Origin of the sequence: Micromonospora sp. KC207 (assembly GCF_004348615.1) — a bacterium.
GTDB lineage: Bacteria > Actinomycetota > Actinomycetes > Mycobacteriales > Micromonosporaceae > Micromonospora.
Genome location: NZ_SMKJ01000099.1, coordinates 1 through 20559, shown reverse-complemented (window position 1 = coordinate 20559; position 20559 = coordinate 1). Strand labels below are relative to the sequence as shown.

Here is a 20559-nt window from a genome sequence, read left to right as displayed (position 1 = left end):
GATCCACGCCGGTTACGGGGGTCTCCTCGAGCACCGCGATCCCGCGGCTCCTGGCCTCGTCCAGCAGGAGGTTGTCGAACACCTCACGCTTCACCTGGATGGCGTGGTCGAAAACCCACGGGGCGACCTTGGGCGCCGCAAAGGAAAAGGTCCATGGTGCCTGGTCCTGTCCCCACAGGAAGGTCGCCGAGGGCTTCTTCACGAAGTCCTCCGCGTCGATCCTCTCCTGGAGCCCGAGCCGGTTCAGGATGGACATCGTGCCCGGCAGTAGGGACTCCCCGATGCGATACCGGGGGAACCGGTCCCTCTCGTAGATCGTCACGTCGTGGCCGAGCTTGTGCAGGGTGAGGCCCGCTACGCATCCCGCCGGCCCGCCGCCGATGATTGCCACCCTCGATCGTGCCATCTCACACTCCCCTGATTTCCGTATAAGGACTGACGAAGACTTCCTGAGGTTGATCGCGATACCGGTCGACTCCGTTCACGCCTCGCTGTTTCCGCGTCGGGACCGTATCTTCTTCAGGCGGGCCGACATCTCGATGGAGTCGACCACCGTGACCTTCGATGGGATCTTGAACGGTTCGACCCTGCCGGAAAGAAATTCCAGCACGTGCTTCCGAACGGCCATCCGGGTCAGTGCGCCCTTCGGTTTGATGTCCACGCACACGGATTGGCCGGTAATGGCGTTAGGCCTGCCATACACCACACAGTCCTCGACGAGTGGGCTGGTCAGCAGGACCGATTCCAGTTCGAGGGGGATGAGTTTCTCACCACCGACGTTGATGACCTCGTTGGCGCGGCCCTTGATTTTTATGTAGCCGTCGGGGGTCTCCTCGACCAGGTCCCCGGTCCTGAACCAGCGATCCTCGGTCAGCGCGTCGTCGGAGGAGTTCAGATAGCCGAGGAACTGGGTTCGGCTCCGGAGTTGGAGTTCGCCGTCCACAATCCGGTATTCGACGCTGTCGTCGGAGATCTTGAAGTAGGTGCTGCTGGACGATTCGCTGGTGGTCGTGGCGATCCCGGTCTCGCTCGTTCCGAACGTCTGGAGCAGCCGCACGCCGGGAAAGTTCTGGTTGACCCGCCTGAGTAGCTCCTCGGACATCGGCTCGGTGCCGTACGTGATCAGGCGCAGGCTGCTGAGGTCGTACTTGCGGTGGTACCCGCCCACCATGATCAGGTTGAGGAACGTGGGGCTCGTGGGCAACACCAGGATCCGGTGTTCCTCGATCAGCCCGCAGATCTCGTCGGGGACGCGTTGACGGGGCAGGATCGCCGTACCACCGACGAGCAATGCACTGAGCAGGGAGTTGATGCCGCCGATATGGTCGAACATCAGCACCATCAGGATGTTCAGGGCGTTGAAGCTGCGTCGGGGCCTCTTGGTCAGCTTCTCGCTGACGAGGGCGTCGAGATTGTGCAGGATGACTTTGGGAGCTCCGGTGCTGCCGCTGCTGAGCAGGATGAGCCCTGCGGCGTCCTCGGTGCTCAGGCGGCCGATCATGCTCGCAGTGCCGGCACGCTGCTGACCGTCGCGCCGGGCGAGCGGGTCTCCCGAGGGTTGAAGGTCCTGGATGTCCAGTCCGGTTCCCGTCCTGACCAGATACCCGGGCCGACAGTGCTCGACGAGGGTATCGAGGGCCAGCGCGTTCAGCGTCACCACCGGCACGACGATGTTCCGGTTGAGGAACAACGCGAGCAGGGTCGCTATGGAGTCCACCGAATAGTCGCCATGCACGATCACGACATCGTGCGGTGCCACACCGTGCGCGGCCAGTCGGTCCTGCGTATGGTGAATCCGGTTCAAGAGGTCTTCGTAGGTGAAGCCCGTGCCCTGATCGAACAGCGCCGTCCGGTTGCCGAATCCCGCGAACCTCCGCAGCAGTTCGTCGCGCATTCAGTTCACCCCCCCAAGGAAGATCGTCTCGCCCGTGACGAAGGCCGACTGCTGACCGATCAGGAACTCGACGGGGCCGACGATGTCGGGCATCGTGCAGATGCGTTGAATCGCCTGACGGGCCACGAGTTCGTCGATTTTTCGCTGCGGCACGCTTCTGGTCAGGACAGTGGGAACCGGCGGCAGGCCGATGCCGTTGACCCTGATGCCGAACGGGGCCAGTTCCTTGCTCATGACCCGGACGAGCTGCTCGACCGCGCTCTTGCTGGCCGAGTAGGCCAAGTGCCCGTCCAGTGCCCACGGCACGGCGACAGTGGAGACATTCAGGATCGAAGCGGTCGCTCCACACGTCTTCCGCAGCAGTTTTACCGCCTCCCGGCAACAGTTGAGAACGGCGAAGAAGTTGATGTCGAAGAGTCTTCTGGAGACCTCGTCCGGAGTCGTCATGAAATGGTTCATCGTGGAGGTGCCGGCGTTGTTGATCAACGCGTCTAGGTGACTGTGCTCCCCCCGGACGCTGCGGAACATCGTTCTTATCTGGCCGGCGTCCGCAAGGTCCAACTGGTGGTGCCGATAGTTCGGATGGTCGATCGTCGCGGGTCTTCTGCTGCACCCCACAACCTGATGCCCGGACTCCAGGAAGTGCTCGGCGAGCGCCCTGCCGATCCCGGTCCGGGTGCCGGTGATCATGATGATCATGTGGTCGGCCATCCGCGTACTAGCTCTGCACGCTGGCCAGCTGTAGCTCCTCCTCGATGAAGCCGATCAGTCTGCTTACGCTGCTGAACGGGCTTACTCGGCGGGAGACGGCCTTTTCCGAAGCCAGCGACACTTCAGCTCCGAATTCATCTTCGAGACCTTCCTCGATTAGCGACAAGAAGGCCACGAGATGCATCGACTCAAATACGCCGGCATCGCCGTAGAGGCACAGGTCGAGAACGTTGCTGGTGGGGATCTGCTCCTCCCGGGTCTTGTTGATCTCGTCGATCGCCGCAGCAATGATAGCCAGGATTCGATCCGCCACGATTGGGCCTCCTTCTCGCCGGACATCAGGACGCCGCAGCGCCCGGGTTTTTTTATCCCAGCCGACCGAAGCACACAAGGCCGCGCCGGCCCGGCACTTGAACAGTGTCCGAGGCTGCCGGGTGTACAACTGCTCCTTTCACTCAGTTGAACACCCTCCGGATTCTGCACACTCTTGCGGCCGCCGGCCCAAGTCCAGAGACTGGCAAGGGCCGATGGCCGGGAATTGACAGAAGGAAGTGGTGGGTCATGCGTGACCACACGGTGGCAGGCGCCAGTAAGGACGGGCACATCCAGCTCGCCGGGCTACCCCCTTTCGATCCGAGGGACCCGACGGAGAACGCGGTCATCTCCCGGCTCGTGGGCAACTGGCACCGGCGGGCCGCCGTAAAGCGCGCGGAACCCGATGTATACGCGCTGTTCGACCGGGACCGACCTGACTTCCGCGACGACATGATCCCGTTCCGGTCCCATCCGATCTGGCAGTCCCTGTCTGACGAGGTGCGTTCACGTCTGTGCAGTTGGGGCTGGGTGGCCTACAACCGGAACACCGTGTTGATCGAGCAGCGGATAGCCAACCCCGCGTTCGAACTGGTGATCGCCGGCGAGTATCCCGGGATCGGGGGACAGCAACTGGAACTCGCCGTGGCCCAGGCCATGGTGGACGAGCAGTACCACACCTTGATGCACATCAACGGCAGTGCGGTGACCAGGCGGATGCGGCAACGGGATTTTTCCGATCGGGTGCTGCCGGATTCCCACATCACCACGATCCATCAGCAACATCTGGACCGCTGCGGTGAACGGTGGGAGCGCAGCCTGACCACGCTCGCCTTCGCAACAGTAGCCGAGATCTCTATCAACGCATACCTCGAGTTGCTGGCCGACGACCAGGAAATCCAGGTGGTCAACTCCACGACGGTGAAGCTGCACAACCGGGACGAGTACTGCCACGCATCGATTTCCGCCGAGATGCTGAAGCAGGTGTACGAGGCGCTCCCGACGGATCGTCGCCGCTTCCTGCTCGACGAGATCGTCGCTGGGCTGGAAGCGTTCGTCGCACCCGATTTCACCACCTGGGAGACGATCATGGCGTTCGAAGGAATTGCGGGCTGGGAGAAGGCTGCCGCCGAGGTACGGGAAGCGCAGACCGGAACGCATCTGGTGCAGGACCACTCGGGAGTGCACACCCTGCTGTCGGAGATGGACGTCCTCGATCAGGTGCACTTCGGCTGGGGCGAACGGACGGACCGGCAACGGTGAACACCTCGGAGAGGGCGACACGCATCGCACTGTGCCCGGCTGCGGTCGGCGTCCGCGACATCTACAGTTTTCTCGGCCACCTCGACCTGGACTGCGACGTCAATCCCTGCACCGGCCTGATCGGCCCGATCGACCCACGCCGTATCGACGACGCGAGCGCCATCGTGGACTTCGTTCGGCGTCTCGGGCTGACCCAGGCGCTCGCCAACGTGCTCGACCTCGCCGAACAGGACGTGATCGTGCGTGTCGTCCGGCACGACGACACCGTAGACGGTGATCTCGACGAACTGGAAGAGCTGCTTTCCGATTACCACAACACGCACCCGCTGCGGCTCGACGAGGCAGTGCTCCTCTCGTGCTGGCCGCATGCCAGCGGAGAACACGTGGTGTTCGTCAAGATCAGCCACTTGGTCGTCGACCTGTCCGACGTCGTCGACGTGCTCACCCGTCTCCGGGCCTACCTGCGCGGCGCCGAGACGGTCAGGGTCGGTGCGCGCTACCGGCACCACGCGGCCACCGTCGAGCGGTACGCCCGCCTGCCCACGGCCGACTTCGGGCAGGTTCAGCAGGCGCTCGGCGAGGTGCCGACCCCGGGGTGCAAGGGCATCCCGACCATTTCGGGCTCCACCGAGCAGTGGCTCCCCCTCCGCAGTGGCCTCACCTTCGACGCGTTCCTCAGCGCCGTCACCGGCGCACTGCTGACCACGATCGGTGGCGGCCTGGTGCTCCAGTACCCGTTCTCCCGCTGGGACTTCGCCGCGAAGGGCGGCTACTACGTCGAGATCAAGCCGCTGGTTGTCCGGGCCGACTCGATTTCGCGGTACACGCCCGAGTACTTCGAGCGAACCCGACGGTACTACGAGTCACTCGGCCGGTTCACGATGTCCGAACTCACCTCGTTCGCTACGGCGCTCACCAGCGGTCGAATGCCGCGCATCGTCGTGTCGGACACGACCTTCATGCGCCCGGAGCCGCACCTGTGGCGCTGGATTCCGGTGCACAGTGCGAGGACCTTCGAGGATCTCAAGTTCCTCGCCGACCGGTCCTGGCCTGGCCCGCCGCTGCTGCGCCTGCAGTACAAGCGAAGGTTCCTGTCCCCTCAGACCGCGACGGCCATTCTCGGCGAACTAGAGCAGCGAATAGGAGTGAGCAGTGCAACTGTCCGACCTGCTGACTGACATCTTCCGACGCCACCACGAGCGACCGGCGCTGCGGACCGCCGGGCGCGCGTGGACGTACGCGGAGCTCGACCGGCTCACGAACGCGCTGGCCGGACGCATCGACCGCGAGTGCGCCCCCGGGCGGCGGGTGCTCGTCGTCGGGGAACACTCGGCGGAGGCCGTCATCTGGGCGCTGGCCGCGATGCGCAGCGGCGCCGTTCACACACCGATGAGCCCTGGCCTGCCCGTCGACCGGTTCGAGGACTCCGTCCGAGTGGCTCAGGCCGGTCTGGTCGTCTGCCTCGACCGTGAGAGCCTCGTACGGGCCGACAAGGCGGGTGTCCCCGCCCTCTACTCCGGTGACGTGGGGTGGCCCACCGAGGTGACCGAACGCCGGCCGAGCGGCTCCCCCGTCGCCTATTCGATCTTCACCTCAGGCTCGACGGGGGTCCCCAAGCTCGTTGACGTCGGTCACGGCGGCCTGCTCAACCTGTGCCGCTCGCTGCGCCGCCTGCTCGACATCACCCCGGGCGAGCAGGTCCTCCAGTTCGCCTCGCTGTCGTTCGACGCGTCCATCAGCGAAATCCTGGGGACGCTGTACGCGGGCGCGACCCTCGTCGTACCTGTGCGAGACCAGGCGTCGTGGCTGGGATCGGTGTCCCGGCATCTCGCCGAGCACGGCTGCGACCTCGCGATGCTGTCCCCTTCGGTGTACGCCCGCCTTGACGACGCGGCGCGCCGACGGATTCGGAAGATCGAGTTCTGCGGTGAGGCGCTGGGCAAGGCCGAATTCCACCGAGCGATCCAACACAGCAGAGTGTTCAACGCGTATGGCCCGACCGAGGCCACGGTGTGCTTCTCGCTGGCCGAGCTGACCTCCTTCACACCGGCCATCGGCACCCCGATCGACGGGTTCCGGGCGCTCGTGCATGACCCGGAGACCGGCGACCACTCCGAGTCAGGGACCGGCGAACTGGTCATCGTCGGCGACGGGGTGGCACTCGGGTATGTGGGCGGGCGCGCGGAGGAGCAGAGGGTGTTCCGGACGCTCGACGGCGAACGGGCCTACTACACCGGTGACCGCGTCACGCTGCACGACGGGACACTGTCGTACCTGGGCAGGATCGACGAGCAGGTCAAGCGGCTCGGGCACCGGGTCAATCTCGCCCACGTCGAGTCCCACCTGTCCGCCCGGCTGGACCGTGAGGTGGCCCTCGTGCGGCTGGGCGAGGAGATCGTGCTGGTGACGACGGCCGACGGCGCCACGGAGGAGGCGCTGATGGCCCGGGTCAGAAGCTGGCTGCCGGCCTGGGAGGCCCCCGACCGGATCGCGTTCGTCGACACGCTTCCGCTCGCCACCAGCGGAAAGCTGGACAAGAACGCGTTGCGAGAGCGCATCGCGGCAGGCTCCGGCGGAGCCTCGGCCAACGACCCGGAACTTCGGCAGGTGCTGGACGTCGTGACGACCGTCCTCGGACACGAAATCGATCCGAACACGTCGATCTTCGACGCGGGCGGCAGCTCCCTGGCGATGATCCAGATACAGGTCAAGCTCTCTCAGATCTACGGCGAGCAGGCCGTCGAGGCCGCGTTCGCCGCGCTGGACTACGACTTCGTCGTCGTCGACTTTCTGCGGCATCTGCACGGCGCGGATGTCGTCCGCCGGGAGTCCCCGGCCGAGACCGTGTTCCGACAGGCCGAAACCGAGCTGGCCGCGCTGCGCGCCGAGTTGCCGCTGCTGCGGCGGGAGACGCGGCGTGCAACGCAGGCGCCGGACCGGGCCGGCAGGACGGTGCTGCTCACTGGCGTCTCCGGCTTCATCGGCGGGCACGTACTGGACCAGTTGCTGCCCACCGGACGCCCCGTGCTGGTCGTGAGCACCACCGGCTCCGATCGGGTGCTGGCCGAGCACCGCGCGCGGTTCGGGCATGACGCCGCCGACTACGACCTCGTGCGAGTGATCGGTTACGGCGACTTGGAGCGGTGGGTGGACCAACGGGAAGGTCCGGCCCTCGACGGCGTGGCGCACTGCGGGTACCAGGTCAACCATCTGCTGCCGTTGGACAGCCAGATGGCGGGCAGCGTACGCAACACGGTGCTCGTCGTCCGTGCCGCCGCCGCGTTCGGCGCGCGTTCGTTCGCCTTCCTGTCCGCAGCATCGGTGGGCGAGCACTTTGAGCCCCTGTCGGCCGCGGCGCTCGGTGCCGTCGCCGACCCTTACTCGCGATCGAAGCTGATCTGCGAGGGCTACGTGAACGCGCTCGCGGACGTGGGGTGCGCGGTGGACTGCTACCGGGCGGGCCTGGTGTACGGCCATCAGGACGGGGACCGGAGCTATCTGAAGGACGACTGGTTCACCGGGCTGATCGCGCTGGCCCGCCGGCTGCGCGCCATGCCCCGGCTGGAGGGTTACGTCCCGGTCTGCGATGTACGGGAACTGAGCCGGACCCTGCTCGCGGCGATCGACGGCCGCTCCTCCGGCTCGGCGGTCGTCGTCCACCGCACCTACGAACTCGCCGAGTTGCTGCACCACGCGGGGCTGTCACCCACCGACGTGCTCCCGCCCGCCGAGTGGTTCGAGCTGGCGCGCGGCAGCGGGCAGGCCCACCTGCCGTTGTTGGCCGCCATGCAGTCGGCGCTCGGCGGCCGGGGCTGGCGGACGCCCCAGCGCGAGGTCGACCACGACATCCTCGGCGCCCTGCTCGGCACACCGCAGGAGGCGCCTCGGGCCGGCGCCCGGGCCTAGCACCAGCGAGAACGGAGACCTCCACGACATGCGCTACTCGTTGCGCCAGGACATCGCGGTCGAGCCGGTGATCGCCGGCTGGTACGGCTGGTCTTACCTCCTCCCGCCCCAGACCCTGGCCCGTTTCGTCCGTAACCGGTTCACCTCGATCATCGACAGTTACCTCAGCGATCCGCAGGTGCACGCCACCGCCGTCCGGCAGCGGAAGATGCACGGCGGCCCCTGGGTACACGCCTACGAGCACTACGACCGGATCGCGTCCTGGTACCAGGCCGCCGCCCCCCAACGGGAGCGGCTCGGTGAACTCTTCGAGGCCATCAGGCAGGTGGAGGAGGAGATCCTGCCGCGCTACCACGGTGAATGCCTGGATCCCGTCTACCAGGAGCTTCCCTCGGCGCTCGCCGGCCGTCTGGAGGTCTTCTACGGCAGGGACAACCGAACCGCCGACTACCGGTTCATCGAACCGTTGATGTACGCGTCGGAGTACTACGACGAGACGTGGCAACAGGTGCGGTTCGGCCCGGTCACGCGGGACGCGCGGGAGTTCGCGCTGACCACACCGATGCTGGAGTACACCCCGGACCAGCTGCTCGTCGACGTGCCGTTGAACTGCCCACTGCTCGACCTGATCTTCCGGGGCGGGCTGACGGAGGCCGAGTTGGCCGATGTCACGGCGCGGTTCGGACTGACCGATCAGCGGGCCGAACTGTTCGCCTCGTACTTCGAGCCCGCACCGCAGCCCACCGGCACCGCGACCGGCGACGTGCTGGAGTACGTGGGCCACGCCTGCGTGTTCGCTCGGCATGATGGCACGACGTTCCTCGTGGACCCGGTCCTTAGCTACGGCGGCTACCCCGGCGGGGCGGAGCACCGGTTCACCTTCGCCGATCTGCCCGAACGCATCGACTACCTGCTGATCACCCACAACCACCAGGACCACATGTTGTTCGAGACGCTGATCCGTATCCGCCACCGGGTCGGCACGGTCCTGATTCCCAAGTCCTCCAACGCGAGCTTGGTCGATCCCGGCCTCGGCGGCATCCTGCGGCGGTTGGGATTCTCCCGCGTCGTCGAGGTCGACGACCTGGACACGCTGGACTGCGGGTCGGCCCAAGTGGTTGCCCTGCCGTTCCTCGGTGAACACGGTGACCTGCGGATTCGCAGCAAGACCGGCTGGCTGATCCGGTTCGGCGAACGGTCCGTACTGTTCGCTGCCGACTCCACCAACATCGCCCCGACCATGTACGCCAAGGTCGCCGAGGTGATCGGCCGCGTGGACACCGTCTTCATCGGCATGGAGAGCATCGGCGCGGCGGCAAGTTGGATCTACGGCCCGCTGTACGGAGCGCCGCTCGACCGTCGCACCGACCAGAGCCGCCGACTGAACGGCTCCAACTTCCAACAGGCCAAGGACATCGTCGACGCCCTGGACCCCGACGAGGTCTACGTCTACGCGATGGGCCTCGAACCCTGGCTGGGCGTGGTGATGGCCATCGACTACGACGAGAACCATCCAGCCATCGTGGACAGCGACCTGCTCGTGAAGCACGTACGGGACAAGGGAAGAACCGCCGATCGGCTGCAGCTCCGACGGACGCTGCGCCGGTGACGGCGCACTCCATCGAACCCTTCGCCGCGTCCCCCGACGACAAGGTGCCCTGCCATGCGTACTCTCTTGATCGACAACTACGACTCGTTCACCTACAACCTCTTCCAGTACATCGGCGAGGCCACCGGTCAGTCGCCCGTCGTGGTGCGCAACGACTCGGAGTGGTCGCGGATCCGCGTCGAGGACTTCGACGCCGTCGTCGTGTCGCCAGGCCCCGGTAGCCCCGAGCGGGCACGGGACTTCGGCATCAGTCGGCAGGCGATCCTGGAAAGCGGCCTTCCCGTGCTCGGCGTCTGCCTCGGCCACCAGGGCATCGCCCAGATGTTCGGCGGGACCGTCGGCCCGGCCCCCAGCCCCATGCACGGCCGGGTGTCACAGGTGCGGCACACCGGCGTGGACGTCTTCAAGGGGCTGCCGTCGCCGTTCGACGCCGTCCGTTACCACTCGCTGGCGGCGAGCGAACTCCCCGACGAACTCGAGGCGATCGCCTGGAGCGACGACGGCGTGGTGATGGGCCTGCGGCACCGCGAGAGACCCCTGTGGGGCGTTCAGTTCCACCCGGAGTCGGTGGGCAGCGACTTCGGCCGCGAACTGCTGGCGAACTTTCGCGACCTCGCGCTTTCCATCAACCGCGTCCGGCGGGAGCAGGCCCCGCCCTACGAAACCCACGTTCGCCGGGTCGAGGTGCTGCCGGACGCGGAAGCGGTGCACAGGACCTGCCTGTCGACCTCTGGCTCGACGTACTGGCTGGACAGCAGCGCCCTCCTCGAAGGCATCTCACGGTTCTCGTTCCTCGGTGACGACAGCGGCCCGCTCGCCGAGTACGTGACCTACCGGGTGGCGGACGGGACCGTCTCGGTCCGCGGGGCCGACGGCCGGGCGACACAGCTCCGCCAGCCCTTCTTCACGTACCTGGAAGAACAGCTCGACCGCCGGCGCACCCCCCTGCCGGACGCCCTGCCGTTCGAGTTCAACCTCGGCTACGTCGGCTATCTCGGCTACGAACTGAAGGCAGAGACGATCGGTGAACCCGCGCACCAGTCCGCCCATCCGGACGCCGCGCTGCTGTTCGTCGACCGGCTGATTGTGCTCGACCATGAGGATCGCTGCTGCTACCTGCTGGCGCTCGAGCGGCGTGGCCAGGACACCGGGGCGCGCGCCTGGCTGACGGACACGGCCGAGCGTCTGGCCGCCCTGGGCGAGTGGACCCCGTCGGACAACACGGCCGTCCTGCGCGGCAGCACCGAGGCGGCGACGGACTTCGGCCCCCGGGCGCAGGCACGCCTCGACAAGGACGCCTACCTCAAACGCATCGACGCGTGCCTGGCGGAGATCCGCAACGGCGAGTCGTATGAGATCTGCCTGACCAACATGGTCACGGTGCCCACGCAGTCGACGCCGTCGGAGCTCTATTCCGCGCTGCGTACGATCAGCCCAGTGCCATACGGCGCGTTGCTGGAGTTCCCGGAGCTGGCGGTGCTCAGCGCGTCGCCCGAGCGGTTTCTCACCATTGGCACGGACGGCAGCGTCGAGTCCAAGCCCATCAAGGGGACGCGGCCGCGGGGCGACAGCGCGGAGGAGGACGAGCGGCTCCGGCGGGATCTGGCCAGCAGGGAGAAGGACCGGGCCGAGAACCTGATGATCGTCGACCTGGTGCGCAACGACCTCAACAGCGTCTGCGCGATCGGCTCGGTCCATGTGCCAAGGCTGTTCGGAGTCGAGACCTACGCGCCCGTGCACCAGTTGGTGTCGACCATCCGCGGCAAGTTGCGCCCCAGCACGACCACCGCCGGCTGTGTCCGGGCGGCCTTCCCGGGCGGCTCCATGACCGGCGCGCCCAAGAAACGCACCATGGAGATCATCGACCGGTTGGAGAGCGGGCCGCGTGGGGTGTACTCCGGCGCGCTCGGCTGGTTCTCCCTCAGCGGCGCGGCCAACCTCAGCATCGTCATCCGCACCATCGTGCTCTCGGCAGGGCAGGCGGAGTTCGGCGTCGGTGGCGCGATCGTGGCCCTGTCCGACCACGAGGAGGAGTTCATCGAGACTGTCGTCAAGGCGCGCGCCATGCTCTCCGCCCTTGACAGCGCCGCGATGGCGGGTGGGCGACGATGACCTTTCGGCGGTGCGTCGTCGTCGGTGGCGGCGGCGCGGTCGGCGCCATGTTCGCCGATCTGCTGCGGCAGTCGGGCAGTGACCCGTTGATCGTGGACCTCGTGCCGGGCGGCACGGACCCGGTCCGGTGGCTCGTAGCGGACATCACCGATCCGGACCCCGCGTCTGCCGAGGCCATCACCCGCGCGGATCTCGTCCTCCTGGCGGTGCACGAGCAGGTCGCCCTCAAGGCCGTCGGGCCGGTCACGGACCTCATGCGGCCCGGCGCGGTGCTGGCCGACACCCTGTCGGTCAAGACGCGCATGGCCGCTGAGCTCGAGGCTCGCGCGATCGACATCCAACACGTCGGCCTGAACCCGATGTTCGCGCCGGCCGCAGGGATGCCCGGCCGCCCGGTGGCCGCCGTGGTGACGCGGGACGGCCCGGGCGTGACGGCCCTGCTTGGACTGGTCGAACGATGGGGTGGCCGGCTGGTGCGGTGCACACCAGAGCAGCATGACCGAACGACGGCCGCCAGCCAGGCGCTGACCCACGCGATGATCCTCTCCTTCGGACTCGCGCTTCCAAAGCTGGGCGTGGACGTCGAGCAACTGACGGCGACCGCCCCACCGCCCCACCTGACCCTGCTCGCCCTGCTGGCCCGGGTGCTCGACGGCAGCCCCGAGGTGTACGAGGAAATTCAGCGCGTCAATCCCTACGCGAACGCGGCGCGGCAGGCCCTCGCAGATGGACTGCGTGCCTTCACCAGCGTCGTCGACGACGGCGAGCAGGGCCTCGACGCCACCTTCGAGGACCTGCGACGGCTGATGGGAACCGGACTCGGGGAGCACCAGAAGCGCTGCCGAGAGGTCGTCCGGATCATCCACCAGACGGGCGGAGGCGACACGAACCAATGACCGACCAGGACCATCTGAACGACCTGCGTGCGGAACTCGATCTTCTCGACGAGAGACTGCTGGACACGTTGCGGCGGCGCATCGAGTGCGGAGTCCGGATCGCGGAGTACAAGGCACGGCACGACCTGCCCATGATGCAGCCCGGCAGGGTTCGGCTCGTCAAGGAGAGGGCGGCCCAGTACGCCGCCGCCAACGGCCTCGACGCCGACTTCCTGGCGAACCTCTACGACGCCATCATCGGCGAGATGTGCCGGGTCGAAGACGTGGTGATGAGTCGGGCAGCCAGTGACCGGCGGTGACCCTCCGGTGCCGGCAGAAGGCGACAGCGCAAGCGACAGCTCCTTTGTGGGGCGAAGGAGGACACGATGTACACATCTCTGACCCGGCGGCCGGCTCTGCAACAGCCGTACTGGCCTGACGAGGCGGCGCTGGCGGAGGCGGAACGCGAACTGGCCGGACTGCCGGCGCTCACCACCGAGGACGAGGTGGTCGACCTGACGCGGGGCATGGCACTGGTCGCCGAGGGCTCGGCGCTGGTCCTGCAGGGTGGCGACTGCGCCGAGCGGTTCCATGAGGCCGTGCCGGACCTCGTCCGGCAGAAGGTCGACCACCTGCAGGGACTCGCTGCACTCCTGCGTGCCGGCAGCCAACTTCCCACCGTGCCGATCAGCCGGATTGCCGGTCAGTACGGCAAACCACGATCCTCCCCGTTCGAGACGGAGGACTCGGGCCGGCAGATGCCCAGCTACTGCGGCGACGCCGTGAACGACCCCGCCTTCGACCCCGTACTGCGCACCCCCGACCCGCGTCGGCTGATCACCGCCTACCACTGCTCCGGGGCAGTGCTCAACGAGATCCGCAGGTCCTGGTCGGGACGGCCGATCACCGAGCGCGTGTACGCTTCCCACGAACTTCTGCTGCTGCCCTACGAGAGCCCACTGGTCCGCGACGGTGTGCGGGGCGGGTACAGCGCGTCCACGCACTTCGGCTGGATCGGTGAGCGGACCCGCAATCCCGGCGGCGCGCATCTCGAACTCGCTCAGGCCGTGCACAACCCCATCGGCGTCAAGCTCGGTCCGTCCACGTCGCCGCAGGATGCCGTCGAGCTGAGCCGGAGTCTGAACCCGGAGGATGTCCCGGGGCGGCTGACGTTCATCGTCCGCTTCGGCGCCAAGGAGGTGGACCGGCTGCTGCCGCCGGTCGTCGAGGCGGTGGCGAGGTGCGGCGCGCCGGTCGTCTGGCTGTGCGACCCCATGCACGGCAACGGTCTACGGCTGTCCGGCTTCAAGACGAGGCTGATCGAGCCGATGCGGGCCGAGATCACTTCCTTTGCCCGCATCCTCCAGGCCAACCGGCGATGGCCCGCCGGTCTGCACCTGGAGCTGACCCCGGACCCGGTGACCGAGTGCGTCTCCGCCCTCACCGCCGATCCGCAATTCTCCGACTATCGGTCAACCTGCGACCCACGGCTCAATCCCGAACAGTCGGCTGGCATGGTCGCGCATTTCCTCGCGCTGCTGTAGCGGGCCCGCATGACGGTGGCCCGTATCCCGGCGGAGGGGGCCACCAGCCGGGGTACGGGCCACCGAGTGCAGCCGGTTACAGGTGAACTTCCTGAAGTTCCGCCTGGCTGCGTACGGTGCTGCGGCCGAACGCACGGGCCGCGCCCCCGAGCAACAGGGCAACGGCCACCAGTGACGCGCTGACCAGCAGCGGCGACCGGTAGCCGAGGCCCGCACTGAGGGCCACGCCACCGAGGGCCGGACCGGCTGCGGCACCGACGTTCATCGCCGCGGTGGCGAACCCGCCGGACAGCCGCGGTGCATCCGAGGCCAGGTAGAGAACCTGCGAGATCAGCGTGGAGCCGACGGCGAACGAGAGAATTCCCTGCACGAACACGAACACGAGGGCGGTGACCGGGTTGGCTGCCGTGAGGGCGAACAGGATCCAGCCTGCCATTAGCGCAGCACCGCCGATTGTCACCACCTGGATGGGCCGCTTGTCCGCCAGCCTGCCGCCCAGATTGACACCGATGAAGGAGCCGACGCCGAACAGCGCCAGGATGCCCGGCAGCCAGCCGGTGCCGAGGCTGGTGACCTCGGTCATCACCGGTGCCAGATACGTGAACGAGCAGAACGTCGCCCCGTTGACGCACGCACCCAGTAGCAGCGTCACGATCAGTTGGGGGCTGCGCAGCGCCCGCAGTTCGTGCCGGGCGGTCGGGGCGTCAGGGTCAACGGGGGTGGGCGGCACGGAACGCAGAATGGCGATGACGGCAGGTGCGGAGATGGCGGCCACGCCCCAGAACGCCGAACGCCAGCCCCAGACCTCACCGAGTACGGCACCAAGGGGAACTCCCGCGACGCAGGCGAGGGTCACGCCGCTCAGCAGCACCGACGTGGCCCGGCCCTTGGCCTGGGGACCGGCCATGCCTGCTGCGGTGGCCAGGCCCACGGCCAGGAAGCCGGCCATGGCAAGCGCGGCGATCACCCGGGTCACCAGCAGCACTTCGAAGCTGGAGGTGAGCGCGCCGACCACGTGCGCCAGAAGGAAGGTGATCAGGAAGGTCAGCAGCGCCCTGCGGCGGGGCCAGCGCATGCTCAGCATCGCGACCAGCGGCGCACCGACGATCATACCGACGGCGAAGGCCGAGGTCAGTGAGCCTACGGCCGGGATGGACACGCCAAGATCGGCGGCGATGTCCTGTACTAGACCAGCAAGCATGAACTCCGACGTTCCCTGGGCGAAAACAGCCAGCCCAAGGACGTAGATGGCGAAAGGCATTGAGAAGCTCCAACTACTTCGCACACGAAGGGGGGACGCGACACCACACGGGGGTGGTGCGTTGAAAGAGCCTGGTGAGAAGGCACAGGCGAGATCCCACGATGCGGTTGATCAACGGCAGGAGACACACGAAGCGCTGCTCTGCTTCGGAGCAGGTTGTCACCCGACTACGCGATCAGCCATCGAATCACCGATGGCTAGCTTCTTTCCGCCTCAGGAGTAGACACGACCACAACATAGCAATGCCTGGGTCGCCTTGTCTAACGCTTGGGCCGGGTTCGCGATCCGTCAGCGGATTCGCTGGAAGTGGCCATGGCCCGCGCAGACGGTGAGTCCGCCACGGGCGCGGACGCGGCACTGCGTCGTTCAACGCCGGCGGATCCTGCCCTGGCCGTGGCGCGGCTCGCCGGCCCGGCGGCGGCGCTTGGCCGACCGGTTGAAACAAGCCGCCCTGCCGCCCCTTGCGGGCCTATCCCGTTGTCCCGGGTTGTCCGCGGACGATCTCCACGATGCGGTCGAGTCCTCCCGGCCCAAGTCGCCACGTAGCCGGCGAAGCCCTCCACCTGGTCACGTCACAAATGGAGATGAGGTCTCATGGCCCCCCATCAAACCGCAATGACGATGTTCGCCCTGGCACTGATCCTGGCGGCCGCGCACCTGCTCGGCACCCTGGCGAAACGGTTCGGGCAGCCACCGGTGGTCGGCGAGATCCTGGCCGGAATCCTGCTCGGCCCGTCCCTGTTCAACGGTGCCGTCTCGGAAACCCTCTTTCCCCCAGACGTCCGACCGCACCTCGTCACGCTCGGGAACCTCGGCGTCGCGTTGTTCATGTTCGTCGTCGGCCTCGAAATCGACCACAGGCTGTTACGGGGGAGCCGACGCGCGGCGGTCGGTGTCTCGATCGGATCGATGGTGTTCGCGTTCGGGCTCGGCTGCCTGCTCGCGCTGTACCTGTGGCACGACCACAAGGTCCCCAACCACCTGGGGTTCGTGCTGTTCATGGGGGCGTCCATGTCGATAACGGCGTTCCCGGTACTGGCCCGCATCCTCACCGACCGGGGCATACAGCACACCAGACTCGGTGCGCTGGCGATGGCCAGCGCGGCCATCGGGGACGTGGTGGCATGGTTTCTGCTTGCCGCCATCGTGACGCTCACGGGCGGCCAGCATTTCTGGCAGGTGCTGCTGGCCCTGCCCTACGCGCTGGTGATGGTGTGGGTGGTGCGACCACTGCTCGGCAGGATCGTCTCCGCACCGGCCCGCGGCGGCCGACGAACTGCCGAGCGGGAACTCACCGCTGGGCCGGTCATTGTGCTGATCGTGCTGCTACTTCTCTCCGGCGGGCTCAGTGAATGGTTCGGACTGCACTTCATCTTCGGTGCGTTCTTCGCCGGTGTGATCATGCCGCGTCACGGTACCGAACGGCTGCGCACGCAGGTCAGTGACCGGGTCGGCATGGTCACCTGGATACTGTTGCCGGCGTACTTCGCGGTAGCCGGGCTGAGCGTGAATCTGGCCGCGGTGGGCGACGACGGGTTCGGCGAGTTGGCGTTGATCCTTCTTGTGGCGATCGGTGGCAAGTTCATTGGCGCGTACACCGGTGCGCGGGCCGGCGGCCAGCCCGGGCGGGTGGCCACGACACTGGGTGTCCTCATGAACACCCGGGGCCTCACCGAGCTGATCATTCTCGGCGTCGGCCTGCAACTGCATCTGCTGGACAGCGACCTGTACTCGCTGATGGTCGTCATGGCCGTGGTTACGACAGCCATGACCGCGCCGCTGCTGCGGTGGTCCTACCCTCGACAGATGATCGACGCCGACCTGCTGAAGCTGTCCCAGGAGTGGCGGGAGACGGCGCGAACGGTGCCAGGCCGGTCGGTAGCTGCCCGGCCGCCGGGGGAGTAGCGCACCTGCCCACCCCGTCGGTGCTAGCCGCAGCCCATCTTGGCGCGGTGGTGTCCGGATGCCGGATGATCCTGCCTGCCTGCGTTTCTCGCCCACGCTCATCGCACGACCGCTGGTCCAATCCGGACACGTACGAATCTGCGCCACGCGGCACCGGTCAGTGTCGACGGCGAGACGGGGCGCGCCCGACGCCTGCTGCCGGCGCGTAGACGGCGAGCGGTAGGTCAGCCCGCCAGCGACTCTTCGATCCTGCGTAGTTCTCGCGCCATCCCGATGAGATCATCCGCGCAGGCGGACAGTATGTCTGCCACGGCGCTCCTGCCATGCATCGGAATGGTGGGGGCGAGGCGCTTCCATTCCTCGGTGCTTCGCAACTGCGTACGCAGCTGGTGCAGGACGAGCCGTCCGCTCTCGCTGAGCCGGATCGAGGGATCTCTGCGCAGCCCGTCGAAGAGCGTGATGCGGCGTGCGAGATCAGGAACGGCCCCCACATCCGTGCGTTTCGCCCCGGCCGCCATGAGGCTGCTACTCGCCGGATCCTCCTTCCGAGCTTTGGCGGGGATCGGCTCCTGGCCGTTGGCCAAGCGCTGCCGGACGTCCCGCGCGGTTCCCACAGAGATCCCGGCCTGTCGTGCAATATCCCGCAGGGATGCCGTCGGGTTCTGCTTGATCACCTCTGCGGCTGCGGAGCGTCCGGCTGCGGCGCTTGAGGGACGCACCCGGCCGTCACGCCCGATGCGCGCCAACGACTCGGAACTTGCCTCAGTCGAACGCCGTCGGATCTCCCCCACGCTCTTGGCATTCAAGCCGGTCATCTCCGCGATGCTCCGATCCGACCAGTCCGGATGAGAACGCAGGATTCGCAGGGCGGCATTCTTTCTTTCCTCGCGTGACAACGGCAGGCCATGCCTCATATTTGACTCTACCGCGAGCAGGAAAGCCCTCTGCTCGTCTCCGTCGAACCACTGAACCGCAATGGTGTGCCGGCTGCGCAGCATCGCGGCCCGCACCCGGTGCATCCCGTCCACGACACGCATGGTCGCTCGGTGCACCAAGATCGGGGGAAACTCCACCTCGCTTTCGGCCAGCACTCTCACATGCTCGTGGTCGATTTTCATACGTGGAGAGTCTGCCGGGAGTAGGGAGCTTATCTCGATTTCGGAGCTTGGTTCCTGCCCGGACTTGACAACTTCCGGCATGAATCCCTCCAGGGGTCAGGTGATGGCTGGAGAAGGCGTGCGGGCCGCTGGCGCGGGCGAAGGCCGAGGAAAACCGATGCAACCGCCCCTCGGCGGCTCATGGCTGCTCCGACCGCAGAAATGATCTCTTTGCACATGGTCGTTCCCCACGCGCCGCTTCCGCATGGTCTGGGCATCGCTCGCCGGGCGCACCGACCGCGATGGGCTACACCCTTGCCGTCACAGGCGCCGGGGAGGGGCCAACCAACTCGTCGCCGTCGATCTCAAACAGGCTTCGCCGACGAACGTCTGAACCCGCGACCGGGGTCGACCAGCCACGGCAGCCGGCGGGTTCTCCCGAACGCACTGGCACCACCGCACCCGCGGCTACCACCGCTGACGCTGAACTGGTTCGCGCTACCGGACCTGCGCACTCGCTGCACCATGCGACTGCGATCCTTTCTAGCGGACGGAATGATCCACCTGCGACCTTCTGTTACCGCGAAGTGACGATAACCAGCAGTGCAAGGCGCGTCAATCGATTCGTAGAAATGTATTGAGATCACTCGTCTGTGACGTCTCCGATCATGTCGGCCACTGCGGCGCATACCCGGCAACCAGGTCCGCTGCGACGCTTGGTCGCGTCTGTGGGCGTGCAGGACACGCGAATTACGTAGTTGGTGGACGGGCGTCCTGAGCTGGGAATTCACCACAGGAGGCGGCCTCTATGGACAGGTGGGGCGAGTGAGGCGTGATGCCGTTGCGTTAAGAAATTGAACGGCGAGCCAACCCTTGCTGAATAAGGCGAACGAAAATTCCCCGGCGGACCACCTTGTGCCGAGCAAAAAGATTGGGTCCCGGGACTCCCACCGCAGGGGAAATCTGTTTGTCATCGCAGCGGAATAACCCCCGGACCGGCACTCGGTCGCCCTGGCATTCGTGGGCTCGGCTGGACACCGCCTTCGGAGCCGTCGGAACCAGGGTCGGGCGGCTCCCTGGCCGGTACGACCGCCGACCGTTTTCGGTGCTCCGCAAGCTACCCCGGCGCTTGCCCGGCTTCGGCGGCCGAGCCGCACTGCCCGCCCAACTCGACGCGGGTCGCGCCGGCTGCGGTGTGCCCCCGCAGCCGACAGAGAGGGCGAGTCGGCGGTGCCTCGGGTGCCCCAGGCGGTGATCTACCTTGTCGGATTCGGCTCCACCTACCCGGGCGACCCGCTCCCGCCGACCGGGCCGGCGCCGCGCTTCTCCTACCGGGGCGTCGACGCTGACGGCCGGGCCCGCCCAGCGACACCCATCAGTCGATCATCGACAGCGCGGCGCGGCTCCTTGCCGAGCAGGTGGACCGGACGCACGCCGCTACCGTCAGCCGGTTGCGCTGACCGGGGAGGGGGATCGGGACCGGCTGGCTGCTGCGCGGGCTCCTCGTGGCGCCTGGCGGACCCCTGCCGGGATAAGGTGACGCACCGTTCGTGGGTTCGCTGTTGGACACTGCGCCGCTCTTCCGCAACGAGTTGCTCTGTCCGGTGCCCCGAGTGCGGATGATCGCTCTCCTGCCAACCACCGAGGTCGCACCAGCTTCACCGGCCGGGTCATCGGTAGATGGGCCACCGAGGGCGCGGCGGGCTCGCGGTCCGGACACCGGTGGGGCCCGGAGCCAGATGGCTCCGGGCCCCACCGGCTGCCGTGCTCAGGGGCTGGTGCAGGTGATGTTGCTGGGCGGGGTGGCGCCGTCGCCGGTGGCGGTGAACCCGAAGGTGGTCGTGGCGTTCGAGCCCAACGTGCCGTTGTAGGGGGCGTTCTTGACGCTGACGTTGCCGGTGGTGCCTGTGTTGGTGCCGTTCCAGACGCTGCTGAAGGCCTGGCCGCCGCTCAGGGTCATGCGTACGGTCCAGCCGTTGAGTGTGCTCGCGGTGTTGTTGGCCACGATGACCTCACCCTGGAAGCCACCGGGCCAGCTGTTGACCGCTCGGTAGGTGGCAGCGCAGGTGC

The 20559-nt window shown here is 67.1% G+C and carries 16 protein-coding genes; 9 read left to right on the top strand and 7 right to left on the bottom strand.

The features are described 5' to 3' along the window. From E1258_RS14830 to E1258_RS14815, 4 genes are all read right to left on the bottom strand, one after another. On the bottom strand, positions 1–406 hold a 406-nt coding region (locus E1258_RS14830; protein ID WP_132400966.1), incomplete at its 3' end, for a tryptophan 7-halogenase. A 75-nt stretch (positions 407–481) separates the two neighbouring features. Next, positions 482–1894 (bottom strand): class I adenylate-forming enzyme family protein, encoded by a 1413-nt coding sequence (locus E1258_RS14825; RefSeq protein WP_132400963.1) that lies wholly within the window; start codon positions 1892–1894, stop codon positions 482–484. Further along, positions 1895–2593 carry an SDR family NAD(P)-dependent oxidoreductase gene (locus tag E1258_RS14820; protein ID WP_132400960.1) on the bottom strand — a complete coding sequence of 233 codons (699 nt, stop codon included), beginning with the start codon at positions 2591–2593 and terminating at the stop codon, positions 1895–1897. A 19-nt stretch (positions 2594–2612) separates the two neighbouring features. After that, positions 2613–2918, bottom strand: coding sequence for a hypothetical protein (locus tag E1258_RS14815; RefSeq protein ID WP_007076235.1), 306 nt, complete (start codon positions 2916–2918; stop codon positions 2613–2615). 248 nt (positions 2919–3166) lie between these two features. Between E1258_RS14815 and E1258_RS14810 the strand changes: the two genes are divergently transcribed. The 8 genes from E1258_RS14810 to E1258_RS14775 all read left to right on the top strand — a co-directional run bounded on the left by E1258_RS14810 (position 3167) and on the right by E1258_RS14775 (position 14226). Further along, the gene (locus E1258_RS14810; protein ID WP_132400957.1) at positions 3167–4180 is read left to right on the top strand and encodes a diiron oxygenase; all 1014 of its coding nucleotides are present in this window, start codon (positions 3167–3169) and stop codon (positions 4178–4180) included. Beyond that, positions 4177–5358, top strand: a complete 1182-nt coding sequence (locus tag E1258_RS14805) for a hypothetical protein (protein ID WP_132400954.1) — start codon at positions 4177–4179, stop codon at positions 5356–5358. The genes E1258_RS14810 and E1258_RS14805 overlap by 4 nt, the downstream gene beginning before the upstream one ends. Next, positions 5333–8086 carry an AMP-binding protein gene (locus E1258_RS14800; RefSeq protein WP_132400951.1) on the top strand — a complete coding sequence of 918 codons (2754 nt, stop codon included), beginning with the start codon at positions 5333–5335 and terminating at the stop codon, positions 8084–8086. Before E1258_RS14805 ends, E1258_RS14800 begins: the two co-directional genes overlap by 26 nt. A gap of 28 nt (positions 8087–8114) precedes the next feature. Further along, the gene (locus E1258_RS14795; RefSeq protein ID WP_132400948.1) at positions 8115–9695 is read left to right on the top strand and encodes an MBL fold metallo-hydrolase; all 1581 of its coding nucleotides are present in this window, start codon (positions 8115–8117) and stop codon (positions 9693–9695) included. Between the two features lie 54 nt (positions 9696–9749). Beyond that, the gene (gene pabB / locus E1258_RS14790; RefSeq protein WP_132400945.1) at positions 9750–11807 is read left to right on the top strand and encodes an aminodeoxychorismate synthase component I; all 2058 of its coding nucleotides are present in this window, start codon (positions 9750–9752) and stop codon (positions 11805–11807) included. 47 nt (positions 11808–11854) lie between these two features. Beyond that, positions 11855–12703 (top strand): prephenate dehydrogenase/arogenate dehydrogenase family protein, encoded by an 849-nt coding sequence (locus E1258_RS14785; RefSeq protein ID WP_243715459.1) that lies wholly within the window; start codon positions 11855–11857, stop codon positions 12701–12703. Further along, positions 12700–13002, top strand: a complete 303-nt coding sequence (locus E1258_RS14780; protein WP_132400939.1) for a chorismate mutase family protein — start codon at positions 12700–12702, stop codon at positions 13000–13002. Before E1258_RS14785 ends, E1258_RS14780 begins: the two co-directional genes overlap by 4 nt. A 66-nt stretch (positions 13003–13068) precedes the next feature. Then, positions 13069–14226 carry a 3-deoxy-7-phosphoheptulonate synthase gene (locus E1258_RS14775; protein ID WP_132400936.1) on the top strand — a complete coding sequence of 386 codons (1158 nt, stop codon included), beginning with the start codon at positions 13069–13071 and terminating at the stop codon, positions 14224–14226. A 76-nt stretch (positions 14227–14302) separates the two neighbouring features. Here the strand turns inward: E1258_RS14775 and E1258_RS14770 are convergent, their stop codons facing one another. Then, the gene (locus E1258_RS14770; RefSeq protein ID WP_132400972.1) at positions 14303–15487 is read right to left on the bottom strand and encodes a Cmx/CmrA family chloramphenicol efflux MFS transporter; all 1185 of its coding nucleotides are present in this window, start codon (positions 15485–15487) and stop codon (positions 14303–14305) included. A gap of 615 nt (positions 15488–16102) precedes the next feature. On the opposite strand from E1258_RS14770, the gene E1258_RS14765 reads away from it, so the two are divergent. Next, a complete protein-coding gene (locus E1258_RS14765) occupies positions 16103–17392 on the top strand; it encodes a cation:proton antiporter (RefSeq protein ID WP_243715457.1) in 1290 nt (429 codons plus the stop codon). 224 nt (positions 17393–17616) lie between these two features. Here the strand turns inward: E1258_RS14765 and E1258_RS14760 are convergent, their stop codons facing one another. Further along, the gene (locus tag E1258_RS14760; RefSeq protein WP_243715456.1) at positions 17617–18510 is read right to left on the bottom strand and encodes a transcriptional regulator; all 894 of its coding nucleotides are present in this window, start codon (positions 18508–18510) and stop codon (positions 17617–17619) included. Between the two features lie 1747 nt (positions 18511–20257). Beyond that, a partial coding sequence (locus E1258_RS14755) for a cellulose binding domain-containing protein (protein ID WP_207919562.1) occupies positions 20258–20559 on the bottom strand: 302 nt, incomplete at its 5' end.